Genomic DNA, 12,934 nt, shown 5'->3' with positions numbered 1-12,934 from the left:
CATGCACGCGGCCCCCGCTCCGATACCGGAAGCGGGGGCCGCGTGCATCTGTGCGGTCAGTTCGCGCGGCGGGCCAACTCGAGATCGTTCTCGACCATGCGGGCGACGATCTGCTCGAAGCTGACGGTCGGCGTCCAGCCGAGGACCTCGCGGGCCCGGGACGCGTCGCCCCGCATCTCGGGGGCGTCGACGGGTCGGGCGAACCGCGGGTCGATCGTGACGCGCTGTTCCCAATCGTCGATCCCGGCGGCCGTGAAGGCAGCGCGGACAAAGTCGCGGACCGAGTGCGCGACTCCGGTCGCCACGACGTAGTCGTCGGGCTGCTCGGCGCGTGAGGCGCGCACGAGTGCATCGACGTAGTCGGGCGCCCAACCCCAATCGCGCCGAACGTCGAGGTTGCCCAGGGACAGCTCCGTCTCGGCGCCCGTCGCGATCGCGGCGACTCCGGCCGTGATCTTTCGGGTCACGAAGCTGAGCGGCCGGCGCGGCGACTCGTGGTTGTAGAGAATCCCGGAGGAGGCGTGCAGGCCGCGGCCTCGGTAGACGGCGACGAGGTGGTGCGCGAACGCCTTTGCTGCGCCGTACGGCGAGACGGGGCGGATCGGGGTCTGCTCGGTCTGCGGGTTCTCGGTCGCCGCTCCGAAAATTTCGGAGGAGGAGGCCTGAACGAACCGTACCTCGCGTCCGGCCGACTCCTGGAGCGCCAGAGACGCTTCCAGGAGCGCGGCGACGGCGGTGCCGGTGATCTCGGCGGCCAGCACGGGCTCCTGCCAGGAGAGCGCAACGGAGGAGAGGCCGGCGAGGTGGAAGACGGCGTCCGGCTCCGCCTGGGCGACGATGCGGCCGAGGCCGGAGGAATCGCGCAGGTCGCCCTCGAAAGGGCGCACGGCGGTGGGCAAGGCTGAATCGTCGGTCCCGCGCACAAGCGCGGAGACGTCCCAGCCGTCGGCGAGCAGGCGCTCGACGAGGTAGCCCCCGTCCTGCCCGCTCGCTCCGGTGACGAGCGCTGACGGCATGGCGGCTACTTGATCAGAGCGGACTGCTCGGCGAGGTCGTTCTCGACCATCATGGCGACCAGCTCGGGGAAGGAGACCTTCGGCTCCCAGCCGAGGACCTCGCGGGCCTTGGTCGCATCGCCGATGAGAAGGTCGACTTCGGCAGGCCGCATGAAGGCGGGATTCTGGGTGACATAGGGGGTCCAGTCGTCGATGCCGACGGACTGGAAAGCGATGTCGAGGTACTCGCGGATCTCGTGGGTCTCCCCGGTCGAGACCACGTAGTCGTCGCCCGCGGGCTGCTGCAGCATGCGCCACATCGCATCGACGTAGTCGCCGGCGAAACCCCAGTCGCGCTTGGCGTCAAGATTGCCGAGCTCGAGCGTCTCCTGGAGGCCGAGCTTGATCCTGGCCACCGCGAGGCTGATCTTGCGGGTGACGAACTCGGGGCCGCGGCGGGGGGATTCGTGGTTGAAGAGGATGCCCGAGGACGCGTGCATGCCGTACGACTCGCGATAGTTGATGGTCATGTAGTGGCCGAAGACCTTGGCAACGCCGTAGGGGGAGCGCGGCCAGAGCAGCGTCTCCTCGCTCTGCGGGACCTGCTGCACCTTGCCGAACATCTCGGACGAGGAGGCCTGGTAGAACTTCACGCGGGACATGTCGTCACCGGCGTAGAGCCGGGTCGCCTCGAGGATGTTGAGGACGCCCTTGCCGGTTACGTCGGTCGTCAGCGACGCGTTCTCCCATGAGTAGGCGACGAACGAGATGGCGCCGAGGTTGTAGACCTCGTCCGGCTGGGCGGCGGCGAGCACGCGCACGAGGCTCGACACGTCGGTCAGGTCGCCCGTGAGTAGCTTCACCTCGGGGACGGTGCGGCGCACCAGCTCGTACTTGGGGTTGTTCTGCCCGCGGACGAGGCCGAAGACCTCGTAGCCCTTCGAGAGCAGCAGCTCGGCGAGGTAGAGGCCGTCCTGGCCGGTGATTCCTGTGATCAGAGCGCGAGGCACGTGGTGGTCCAATTCGTCGGGGTCGATGACAGCGGGCTTCATCCTACCCACGGGCGTCAGCGGGTACCGGGAGCGGCGTGGCCCCGCCGGTATTCTGGGCCGGCCCGGACCTGATTGGACTCCATGCCGCACCCGCTCCCTGTCACGCTCGCCGTGCTCACCGTCGATCCTGGAGGCATGGGCGGCGGCGAGACTTACGCCCGGGCGCTGACGCGCCTCCTGGTGCCGCGGCCCGACGAGGAGGGACTCACCGTTCGGGTGCTCGTCCCCGAGAACGCGCGCGGCTTCAGCGAGGGAGTGCCCGAACTCGTGGCGGACGGAGTCGTCAGCGGGGCCGGGCACCGCCGCCGGGCAATCGGGATGCTCCAAGCACTGCTGCGCACACCGCGCCTGCGCCGCCGCCTGGGCACAGACACCATCCTCTATTTCCCCTTCACCGTGCCGCTGCCCTGGCCCTCGCGCCGCCAGGGTCACGTGCAGATGGTGTTCGACCTGCAGCATCGCGATCTACCGCAGCTCTTTCCCCGTGTCGAGCGCTTCTTCCGCCGGATCGCCTACGAGGCGACCGCGCGGCGGGCCGACGCCGTCATCACCATCAGTGCCTTCACGAAAGGGCGGATCGTCGAGCTGCTCAAGATCCCCGAGGAGCGGATCCACGTGTCGCACCTCGGCGTGGACTCCGAACGCTTCACCCCGAACTTCGGCCCGCGCGAGGACTTCGTGTTCTACCCGGCGCGGGCCTGGCCGCACAAGAACCACGCCCGCCTTTTCGAGGCGATGCGGCTGCTGCGGGCGGAGGGACACGCCCTGCGTCTGGTGCTCACCGGAGGCGATCTGGAGCGGCTCGGCCCGCTGCCGGACTTTGTCGACTGGCGCGGCCACGTCACTCCTGAAGAACTCGCCGACCTCTACCGTCGCGCCGCGGTGCTGGCGTTCCCGAGCCTGTACGAGGGATTCGGTTTCCCGCCGATCGAGGCGATGGCCTCCGGCTGCCCGGTCGCTGCGGCCAACTCGGGCTCGCTGCCCGAGATTTGCGGTGAGGCCGCGGTCTACGTGGACCCGCTAGAGCCGCGGTCGATCGCCGACGGAATTCTCGAGGCGATCGCCAGGACCGCCGAGCTCGGCCCCCGGGGTGTGGAGCGGGCACGCCGCTTCAGTTGGGAGCGCTGCCGCGAGGAGCACCTCGCGGTGTTTCGCGCGGTGGGGGAGCAGCGCCGCCGGTGACCGCTGGTTCGTTTCTGTCGGTCGGCCTCAGTCGCGCGGGTGCAACAGGCGGCGCCAGCTCAGCCCCTGCGCCGCCCGCATCGCGCAGAGCACGACGAGCAGCCAACCCGCGTCGAGCAGGATCGAGCTCTCGGCGAGGCTGGTGATAATGAGCACCGCGAGCACCAGCACCGGCCAGACATGAACGACCGCACGGCGCTCGGAGGCGATCAGCCAGGAGCGCCAGAGCGCGAGGCCCACCAGCACGACGAAGAGCACCACTCCGACCGCGCCCACCTGCAGCGCCACGTCGAACAGCGCATTCAGGCTCGATGAGTGCGGTCGGCCGGAGAGAGAGTCGATGGCCACGAAGGGGGAGAGGTCGGTGCGCCAATAGCCGACCCAGCCCCAGCCGATGATCGGCGCGAGGTCGGTGAAGCGCCAGACCTGCTGCCAGAGCCGCAGCCGGAACTCGAACTCGCTGCCCGCGTTGAGCAGTTCGATCACGCGGTAGCGCAGGAGCCAGGCGGTCAGGGCCGCGGCGACGGCGACGCCGAGGACGATGTACTGCCTCCGTCGGCGCTGAGTGCCGTCGCCGTGACGCACCCAGCGCAGGGCGAGGGCGACCACGGCGGCCACCGCGAGGACGCCGGCGCTCACGGCTGAGCGGGTGAAGAGCAGGGTCACCACCGCCAGCACGATCGAGGCGATCGCCGGGCCGCGGGCGACGGAGCGAGTCATGAGTTCAACCGAGAACGTCACGATCGCCAGAAGGCAGACGAGCCCCAGCTGGTTGCGGGTGCCCACGAGCCCCTGGATCGGCCCGCCGAGCGCCAGCAAGCCCTCGACGCCGAGAAAGCGCAGGGGCCGGTCAATCAGGACCCCGGCCAGCACCTCGACGGCGATCGAAGCGATCAGCACGAATCGCAGCACGTCGCCGACCGAGCGAATGATCTGGATCACGTCGCGAGTGAGCCCGATCGCGATCGCGAGGAAGGCAAGCGCGAACTGGTAAGCAACCCCCGTGACCGTCGCCCACTGGTATCCACTCCAGATCACGCTCAGGCCGATCCAGCCGAGGAACATCAGGATGCTCGTCGGCAGCAGACCCTCCCAGTCGAGCAGGCCGCGGCGCAGGACCAGCATGACTGCGGCGAGGATGGTCAGGCCCGCGATCGCCGCGATGTAGCCGGGCCAACCGATCATCCCTCGCACGGCGGGAGCGCAGAGAACGGTGACGAGGGTTGTCTGCGCGAGGGCCGCGGCGAACTGCGGCGAGGCCGCCGCGTCGGCGACGGAGGAGGGGACCGAGGGGCGGCGGGGCCTCATCGCCTCGGGTGGGCACTCGCGAGAGGGAGCGGTGCCGAGGTGAGGACATCGGCCGCTTCGGACGCGGGCTGCTTGGTCTGCACGGCGAGCAGTACCAGGAGCAGCCAGCCGCCCTCGATCAGGATCCGGCTCTCGACGAGGGATTGCGCGAGCAATGCGACGACGAGCAGGAGCGGCGCGAGGGAGACGGCGGAGTAGGGCAGAACCTCCGTCGCCGTGAGCCTCGGGCGGTCGACCGCCCGGAACCACGAGCGCCAGAGGGTTGAGACCGCGACGGCGGCGAAGAGGACGAGGCCGACAGCGCCGAGTTGGAACGCGACGTCGAGCCAGGCGTTGTGAGCCTGGAGGTAGAGGACGCCCTTGCGCTCGGCCAGCGTGTCGAACGGAGCGACCCACGGCGCCCAATAGCTGACCCAGCCCCAGCCGAACATCGGACGTTGCGCGGCCAGCTCGGCGACGGAGTGCCAGATGTCGAGTCGGCCGGTCGCATCCTCGCTCTTGCCGAGGAGGGCGAGTAACGCGGACCAGCCCGCGACGCCTCCCGCGACCACGACCACGGTGAGGCCGGCCGCGGTGAGGTAGACGGGCCGCCGTCCGGATTCGCCGCGGCGGCGCGCCCAGAGCGCGAAGACGGCGGCGAGCACGACGGCGACGGCGCAGACCAGCACGGTGGCGGAGCGCGTGAGCGCGAGCGAGGCGGCGAAGAGGACGATCCAGACCACCCCCCAGCGGCGGTGGATCGAGTGCGCTGCCAGCTCGAGTGCCACGACGACGAGCCCCAGCAGAGCGAGGAAGCCGAGCAGGTTGCGGTTGCCGACGATGCCCTGGATCGGCTCGCCCGTGAACAGGGCGGCCTGCGACCAGTAAAACGCGGCGGGAACGCGCCCGTCGGCGGGGACGTCGATCCCGACGGGAAGGAGCGGCTGACGGACGACGACCGCGACCACCAGCTCGAAGAGCAGTGAGAGCCCGGTCGAGATTCGCAGCGCCCGCCCCAGCGCGGTCACGAGCTCACCGGTGCTGAGGGTCAGGGCGAGCACGACGCCGCCGAGCGTCGTGGCCAGCTGTGCGGTCACTCCGATTGCGCTCGCGCCGGGATACGCCGACCACAGCAGCGAGAGCACCGCGAGTGCGAGGAAAGCGACCAGCGACTTTGGGGTGCGCGCCCAGCGCAGGCGCGGACGGGCGCGCACGAGGACGACGATCGAGGCGATGAGGAGGACGGCGACGACCGCGCCCCAGCCCCACCAGCCGACACAATTGCGTACAGACTGACCGGCCAGCAGCACCGCGAGAACCGCCACCGCCAGCACTCGAGGAGCGGCGGGGGCGGCGCGTCGGATCATGGCGACCAGTCTAGAGAGCGGGCGCAGTGCGGCGGCGGCGCCTCAGGCGAGGTGTGCTCGGTGACTGGCGCCGTGATAAGGACCCGAGCGGGGCTTCGTGTGTAGGTGCGCCTTGAGCTTTCGGGAGGGCTTGGGCTCGCTCTCGCGCGGCTTCCCCTTCGCGATCGTCATGGCCTCGTGCGTCCGCGGTCGGATCAGGTCACCCTCGAACTCTGCGATTATCGCGAGGGCGGTGAACGGCAGCCGGACGATCTCTGGTGTCGTGACCTGGACTGCTAGTGGTCAACTGCATCCCCTTGCAGAGTTCGTCAGCATCGTCGCGCCCGTCGGTGATCGACCCAGTGAGACTGTCGAGCGTCGTCACGAAGAGCGTCGAGTCGGTGCCCCACGCGGCTATAGTCTCGCGCAGCGCAAGGTAGCTCTCGGTTGGATCCGGTGAGGCCGGCGCCGACGCAGACCCGATCCGCCGACACTCCGACCGCGCGTAGCGCCTCACGCCGCACCTGGGCATCCTGCTTGTCGGTGGAGACGCGGGCGCAGCCGACCAGTTCTGCGATGCGTTCGCTGTCTCAGCAGGAGGCCCCGTGGCGGCCGTCGCTCGTGATTTGTGTGTTGCTCGGAAGAGCCACGGAGATATAGAATTTTGTAAGCCCGGGGCGTTGAGCCCCAGGAAGTGAGCCCGAGACCCGTCCGGAATGGACGCGGCGCTCGGGTTTCGCGTGTTTAAGGCGTGATGTCGATCACCTCACTGATCATCGGCTGGGCCCGCCGCCGCCAGTCGCCGCCACGAGCCCACGCCCACCCCACAGCATCCGGAATAGCAAGGAGTGGCTCGCTGGCTGCGGACTCGTGCCAATACTCCAACGTGCCAGCACTACAAGCGCGGCGGGTTGCTTCGATGATGCACTGCTTGTCGCGCGCGACCAGCGTCTCATCGCGCTCGAGACAGAGACGTCCTCCGACCGAGCCGATGGTGCCGACGAGTTCTTCGAGGCAGCGCCGACGACGCTCGACCTCGCTGCCGAGACCGCGCGGCGCCCGGAAGATTGTCAGCGTGGTCTCGAGTTCAGCGAACGTGTCGAGTAGGAGCCGCTTTCGCGACTCCTTCTCCTGCTTCATGTGCAGTCGAGGCTGGCCAGGAAGGAGCAATGTGCGGACCACGCGTCGACAATCCACGACGTCGCGAGGAACGATCGCCGCCGCAATCAGCAGGTAATCCTTCGCCTTCGACTCGTCGACGAACAGAGAGGCGCCGCTCACATCTCATCCTCAGCAGGCCAGTCGACCTCAAAATAGCCAGTCCTGTCCCGCTCGCTGCCCGCTCCGCCCCAGAGCTTGACGATCGACCGGCCGAACTCATGGGGGTCCACGGCATCTTCGCCGTCAAGGTACGCTTCGATCGCAAACGTCAACATATTGCCCGGCTCGTTAAGCATGGGAGGAGGAGCGGTCACCGTGGATTCGATCGAACGTCCAGCCATTCGGTAGTCGCGGACGAGCCATACAAGCCATTCCGAGACCAGCCAGCCGTCACCGGACGGGCCGGCCGAAAAGATGTCGACGTGGCTGTCGGCAGACATGATGTTCCACCAGAGGGTCCAAACCGGGCGCTCTCGATGTTCATCCGTCGTCGCGAATGCGCTGATACCGGGCATTGCGTTGAGAAGCTTGCACGGCCACCGCAGGATCGCAGGAGTGTGAGGGTCGATCGCATCGGCATCGGCATCGTCAGCAACCGCGGTCCGGAATCTCTCCAACCCTGCTAAATTACTGAGGTACTGAGCGCGCTCGAAGCCGTCTTGAATCTTCCACCAGTGGTCGTCGTCTGAGTCGAAGTCGACCGAGCAGTGCCACTGATCCGACAGCTTGACAACGACACGGGCAAGAACACCGACCGCAGTCGTGCTCGCGAGCATCGCTTCCGCATAGGCGACATCGGCATCCCCCGGGCTCGCAGCTTTGGCAGCGAGAACAAGCTCGCGAAGGGTTTCCACATCCGCGCGGCGGTACTCAGCCGAGGCCTGTGAGACGGTCTTCGCGCTCACTCCGAGCTCGGCCGCAACGCTACGTCCCGTTGCTCCCGGCTCTAGAGTCGCTTCGTAGATCGCCCGCCGTCGCACATCCGCAAGCTGCGAATGAAGTCCCCGAACCTCGTCTCCGACGCGCACACACTCAGTCGCCCGCTCGAGCGGGTCCGGGATCGCCGATACGGAGGCGACGAGTTGCCGCAGCAACCCGTCTGCATCACGCTCTTCGGATTCAATCACTGCACTATTCTAGCAAAAGATTACCCCCGGGGGGAATGCCGTAACTGGCAGGAGTAAACTTCGATAAAGCGGGCGACGACGGCGCGAGCGATGAGGGCGCTAAAAGTTTTCCCGGATAAGTGTGGACGCTGCGTTAGTCTCGGTCGCCGTCCCCTATGGAATCCCTGACGGAACGTCAGCAGGAGTCGAGCCCTGCCTTGTGTTCGCTCCAGCGGAGTCGAGGCTTAAGATCGGTCGCACGGGGCGCGATCACGACTGGCGACACGTCGCGCGGTATTGCCGCGAAAAAGCCTGAGCGCTTATCCGCAGCCAGGGAGAGCAAGCCGAATTCCGCGGGCAAGCGGCATGTGACATCTTCGGCCTGTAGAGGAACTGTGGAGACCAACCCCACAGGACCGGTCCGTTTCACGTCGGCCCACGTCGTCCGCTAGTGGCCACTGCGCGCCTCAACCGCACCGCGCAGCGCGGACGTTCACACGAACGCGGCGGTGCCAGTGATCGAGCGGCCGACGATCAGAGTGTTCATCTCGCGGGTGCCCTCGTACGAATAGAGGGCCTCCGCGTCGGCGAAGAAGCGGGCCACCCCGTAGTCGAGAACGATGCCGTTGCCGCCCATCACCTCGCGGCACCACGCCACGGTCTCGCGCATCCGGGCCGTCGCGTAGGCCTTGGCCAGAGCCGAGTGTTCGTCGCGCTGTTCACCGGCGTCGAGCATTTCGGAGACGCGGGTGGCCAGGGCAATGCTCGCGGTGATATTGCCGATGCTCTTCACGAGGAGGTCCTGCACCAGCTGGTGGCCGACAAGCGGCTTGCCGAATTGCACGCGCTCCTTCGCGTAGCGCAGCGCGGCGTCGTAGGCGCCGATCGCGACTCCGATGGCCTGCCAGGCGACCTCCGCGCGGGTGAGGCGGAGGACCTTTGCCGTGTCGCGGAAGGAGTCGGCGCCCTGGAGGCGCAGCGACTCAGGTACCCGCACGCCCTCGAGCACGATGTCGGCGTTTTGCACGGTGCGCAGGCTCTGCTTGCGGGCGATGGAGGTGGCCCGGTAGCCGGGCGTCGACGTGGGCACGAGGAAGCCCTTCACCTGGCCGTCGGCGACGTCCTTTGCCCAGATCACGGTGACGTCGCTGAAGGTTGCGTTGCCGATCCAGCGTTTTTCGCCGTCGAGTACCCAGGAGTCGCCGTCGCGCTGGGCGGTCGTGCGCAGTCCCTGCGCCGAATCGGAGCCGGAGTGCGGCTCGGTCAAGCCGAACGCGCCGATCACCTCGCCCGAGGCCAGCTTCGGCAGCCATTCCGCGCGCTGCTCCTCGGAGCCGGCGACGCCGACGGCCCCCATCACCAGCCCGTTCTGCACGCCGACGTAGGTCGCGATGCCCGCATCCACGCGGCCCAACTCCAGCGCCACCCAGCCGCGGAACACTGCCGAGTTCTCGATCGAACGGGTCTTAGGCCAGGAGAGGCCGATGATGCCGGTCGCGTGGAGGCTTGGGATCAGCTGCCGCGGGAACTCGGCGCGCTCCCAGTAGTCGTCGGCGATCGGCCGGACCTCCTGTTCGAGGAACGCGCGCACGCCGACGATCAGCTCCTTCTCGGCGGGGGAGAGGCTCGCCTCGAACCCGTAGAAGTCGGCCGCCAGGGTCTCGAAGATCGTGCTGTCCATGCTCCATGCTCCCTTGCTTATCGGATGCTGCACCGCTGCCCGTCGTGGGTGGCGACGGTACCGCTCGGCTCAGCGTACGAACGACCGGTGCGAGCGCGCCGTCCTCTGGCGGCGAGCACCAACAGGTGGGCCCTCCTCCCCGGTCGGCGTTGTGGATCCTGCTACCGTCGGGCGCGGCGGCCCCGGCGGATCCGGACGAGCGCCTCCGACCTACTCCCCAGACGGAAGGCCAGAGTTCCCGTGTTTATCCCGATCGGCAACACTCCCCGCGACTACGCCTGGGGGTCGCTCACCGGCATCTCCGAGGCTCTGGGCACGGCTCCCTCCGGAGCGCCGGAGGCCGAGCTCTGGCTTGGCGCGCACCCCGGATCGCCCGCACGGATTCTCGACCCCGCCTCCGTCGGCGCCGACACCCTCGCCGAATGGATTGCACGCGAGCCCGAGGCGGCGCTCGCCGGAGTGGAGGGGTCGGTCGACCCGGTCTCGGGACGTCCGCGCCTGCCCTTCCTGCTCAAGATCCTCGCCGCCGGAGGCCCCCTCTCGCTCCAGGCGCACCCCTCCGCCGACACAGCCCGCCGCCGCTTTGTCGAGGAGGAGGCGGCTGGCATCCCTCGCGACGCTGCCGACCGCAACTACAAGGACCCGTTCCACAAGCCGGAGCTGATGTACGCGCTCAGTGAGAGCTTCGAGGCACTCTGCGGATTCCGCGAGCCCGAGGCCGCCCGCGCGCTGCTCTCCGAACTCGCCGGGCGCTCGTCGGGGGAGGCGGCGGAGGCGATCACGCGGTTCGCGGCCACGCTCGATGGCGACCCTGCCGTCGTACTTCGCCGCGCCGTTTCGTGGCTCCTCTCGGACGGGGATCGCGCCGAGGTCTCCGCGCTGGTAGCGGCCGTCGTCACCGCCTGTGCGGGGGACGATCGCCCCGAGACCGTCACGGTGGGGGAACTCGCCGGGAGCTACCCAGGCGACCCGGGCATCGTCCTCTCACTGCTCCTGAACCGCGTGCGTCTCGCGCGCGGCGAGGCGCTCTACCTGCCGGCGGGAAACATCCACGCGTACCTCGCCGGCACGGGAGTCGAGCTGATGGCCGCGTCCGACAACGTGCTGCGCGGCGGGCTGACGCCCAAGCACATCGACGTCCCCGAGCTGATGAGCGTGCTCGATTTCTCGCCGTTGCCTGTCCCGTATTTGCCGGCCGAGGAGGCGGCGCCCGGCGTCCGCGTGTACCGGCCGGACGTGCCCGACTTCGTGTTGGCCGTGGTGCAGCCGGAGTCGGACGTCGCTGCGCGCGTGGTGCTGCACGGACCGGCGATTGCGATCGCGACTGAGGGCTCGTTCTCCCTTGCCGGCGCGGAGGGCTCGGCGAGAGTTGAGCGCGGCGAGAGCGTGTTCGTGACGCCGTCCGAGGGCGCGCTGTCGGTGACCGGGCGCGGGACGTTGTTCGTCGCCACGGTGTGAGGTTATGCCCCGAACGCCTGGCCCTTGACACCCGGCCCCTGACGCCTGTCGGCCCTCCTGCTGGAGCAGCGCCGAAGCAGGGTCGCGACTGACCGCTCGGCCCGTCTTGCGCGCCGCTAAGGTGTCTTTCGGCGAGCGGACTCGTGCGCCGGGTTCGAAGGAGGATGCGGATGGCATGGCTGGTCACCGGAGGAGCGGGGTACATCGGGGCCCACGTGGTGCGCGCTTTCTCTGCGCAGGGAATCGAACCGATCGTGCTCGATGATCTGTCCTCAGGGCACGCGGCATTCGTGCCGGAGGGGGTCCCGTTCCATCAGGGCTCGATTCTCGATGAGGCGCTGCTCGACCGCGTGTTCGCTGAGCACGACATCGAGGGAGTCGTGCACGTTTCCGGCTTCAAGTACGCCGGAGTCTCGGTCCAACGGCCGCTGCACACCTACGAGCAGAACGTCGTCGGCACGATGCGCGTCCTCGCGGCGATGGAGCGGGCCGGCGTCACATCGATCGTTTTCTCCTCGAGCGCAGCCGTCTACGGCGCGGTCGATGTGGATCTCGTCACCGAGAGCACGCCGAAGAGCCCGGAGTCGCCCTACGGCGAATCGAAGCTGATCGGGGAGTGGCTGCTCGCGGACGTGGGGCGCGCGCACGGAATACGGCACACCTCCCTCCGCTACTTCAACGTGGTCGGCTCTGGCTCCGCGGACGTCTACGACACCAGCCCGCACAACCTGTTCCCGCTCGTGTTCGAGGCGCTTCTTGCCGGACGCACCCCGAGGATCTACGGCAACGATTACCCGACACCGGACGGCACCTGCGTCCGCGACTATCTCCACGTCGCCGACCTTGCACTGGCACATGTGGCGGCCGCTCGCCGACTGGCGGCGGGCGAGCAGATCGACCCCGCCTACAACCTGGGCAGCGGGTCCGGCGCCTCTGTCGGCGAGATCATGCGCGCGATTGCCGAGAGCACGGGCATCGACTTCACGCCTGAGGTGGCACCGCGCCGACCCGGAGACCCGCCCCGCATCGTCGCCTCGGGCGAGACCGCCGCCCGCGATCTCGGTTGGGAGATGCGGCACACCCTGGGGGAGATGGTCGAGAGCGCATGGCGAGCCCGCAGCGCGACCGCGTTCTGACCGGAACTCACGGTCGCGACACGCCGGTGTGTCATGAACCCTCCACGGCGGGTTGAGGGTTTAGAGTCCGCGACTTGACCTGGGCGAATGACACCGCTGTAATTACCTAGGCAGCGGCTCCAGAAGGAGTGGCTCGCCATTCATCGGTTCGCAAGCGGGGTAGGAGACGGCATGACGCTTCCGGAACAACACTCCGGAGTCCCCGAGGACTGGTTCGTCGATCCCGTGCGCCTCGGCGTTCCCGGGGTCCGGCCGGGTATCGATACCGAGAGCGAGGCGCCCGGTGGCGTCCTCTCGTGGCAGGTGGACTCGCTGTGCGCGCAGACCGACCCCGAGGCATTCTTCCCCGAGAAGGGCGGATCGACCCGCGACGCCAAGAAAATCTGCACCTCCTGCGAGGTCCGCGCGCAGTGCCTCGAGTACGCACTCGAGAACGACGAGCGCTTTGGGATCTGGGGCGGACTGTCCGAGCGCGAGCGCCGCAAGCTGCGCCGCCGGGCCTGAGTTGTGTCCTCCCGACGGGGCCCTCG

At 68.5% G+C, this 12,934-nt stretch carries 11 protein-coding genes; 4 read left to right on the top strand and 7 right to left on the bottom strand.

Annotation, left to right across the window (positions count from 1 at the left end; genetic code table 11):
- Nucleotides 1–56: 56 nt before the first annotated feature.
- Nucleotides 57–1,016 (bottom strand): GDP-mannose 4,6-dehydratase, encoded by a 960-nt coding sequence (locus tag HRF29_RS04595; RefSeq protein ID WP_173245217.1) that lies wholly within the window; start codon nucleotides 1,014–1,016, stop codon nucleotides 57–59.
- Nucleotides 1,017–1,021: 5 nt separating this feature from the next.
- A complete protein-coding gene (locus HRF29_RS04590; protein ID WP_173245988.1) occupies nucleotides 1,022–2,005 on the bottom strand; it encodes a GDP-mannose 4,6-dehydratase in 984 nt (327 codons plus the stop codon).
- A gap of 123 nt (nucleotides 2,006–2,128) precedes the next feature.
- On the opposite strand from HRF29_RS04590, the gene HRF29_RS04585 reads away from it, so the two are divergent.
- The gene (locus tag HRF29_RS04585; RefSeq protein WP_173245215.1) at nucleotides 2,129–3,229 is read left to right on the top strand and encodes a glycosyltransferase family 4 protein; all 1,101 of its coding nucleotides are present in this window, start codon (nucleotides 2,129–2,131) and stop codon (nucleotides 3,227–3,229) included.
- A 27-nt stretch (nucleotides 3,230–3,256) separates the two neighbouring features.
- Here HRF29_RS04585 and HRF29_RS04580 read toward each other — a convergent pair whose 3' ends face one another.
- The 5 genes from HRF29_RS04580 to HRF29_RS04560 form a co-directional block, all read right to left on the bottom strand.
- The gene (locus tag HRF29_RS04580; protein WP_173245212.1) at nucleotides 3,257–4,537 is read right to left on the bottom strand and encodes an O-antigen ligase family protein; all 1,281 of its coding nucleotides are present in this window, start codon (nucleotides 4,535–4,537) and stop codon (nucleotides 3,257–3,259) included.
- Nucleotides 4,534–5,883 carry an O-antigen ligase family protein gene (locus HRF29_RS04575; protein ID WP_173245209.1) on the bottom strand — a complete coding sequence of 450 codons (1,350 nt, stop codon included), beginning with the start codon at nucleotides 5,881–5,883 and terminating at the stop codon, nucleotides 4,534–4,536. Before HRF29_RS04575 ends, HRF29_RS04580 begins: the two co-directional genes overlap by 4 nt.
- Nucleotides 5,884–6,606: 723 nt before the next feature.
- A complete protein-coding gene (locus HRF29_RS04570) occupies nucleotides 6,607–7,143 on the bottom strand; it encodes a hypothetical protein (RefSeq protein WP_173245206.1) in 537 nt (178 codons plus the stop codon).
- Complete coding sequence (locus tag HRF29_RS04565) at nucleotides 7,140–8,150, bottom strand: hypothetical protein (RefSeq protein ID WP_173245203.1); 1,011 nt, start codon at nucleotides 8,148–8,150, stop codon at nucleotides 7,140–7,142. Before HRF29_RS04565 ends, HRF29_RS04570 begins: the two co-directional genes overlap by 4 nt.
- Nucleotides 8,151–8,622: 472 nt before the next feature.
- Nucleotides 8,623–9,810: an acyl-CoA dehydrogenase family protein gene (locus tag HRF29_RS04560; protein WP_173245200.1), complete on the bottom strand. Its 1,188-nt coding sequence runs from the start codon at nucleotides 9,808–9,810 to the stop codon at nucleotides 8,623–8,625.
- A gap of 240 nt (nucleotides 9,811–10,050) precedes the next feature.
- Between HRF29_RS04560 and manA the strand changes: the two genes are divergently transcribed.
- The 3 genes from manA to HRF29_RS04545 all read left to right on the top strand — a co-directional run bounded on the left by manA (nucleotide 10,051) and on the right by HRF29_RS04545 (nucleotide 12,908).
- On the top strand, nucleotides 10,051–11,268 hold the full coding sequence (manA, locus tag HRF29_RS04555; protein WP_173245197.1) for a mannose-6-phosphate isomerase, class I: 1,218 nt from the start codon (nucleotides 10,051–10,053) through the stop codon (nucleotides 11,266–11,268).
- A gap of 170 nt (nucleotides 11,269–11,438) precedes the next feature.
- Nucleotides 11,439–12,404 (top strand): UDP-glucose 4-epimerase GalE, encoded by a 966-nt coding sequence (gene galE / locus HRF29_RS04550; protein ID WP_173245194.1) that lies wholly within the window; start codon nucleotides 11,439–11,441, stop codon nucleotides 12,402–12,404.
- Between the two features lie 171 nt (nucleotides 12,405–12,575).
- Nucleotides 12,576–12,908 (top strand): WhiB family transcriptional regulator, encoded by a 333-nt coding sequence (locus HRF29_RS04545; RefSeq protein ID WP_173245191.1) that lies wholly within the window; start codon nucleotides 12,576–12,578, stop codon nucleotides 12,906–12,908.
- Nucleotides 12,909–12,934: the final 26 nt, after the last annotated feature.

This window comes from Rathayibacter agropyri (assembly GCF_013249015.1).
Lineage (GTDB): Bacteria > Actinomycetota > Actinomycetes > Actinomycetales > Microbacteriaceae > Rathayibacter > Rathayibacter agropyri.
This window is presented reverse-complemented; position numbering and strand designations above follow the sequence as displayed.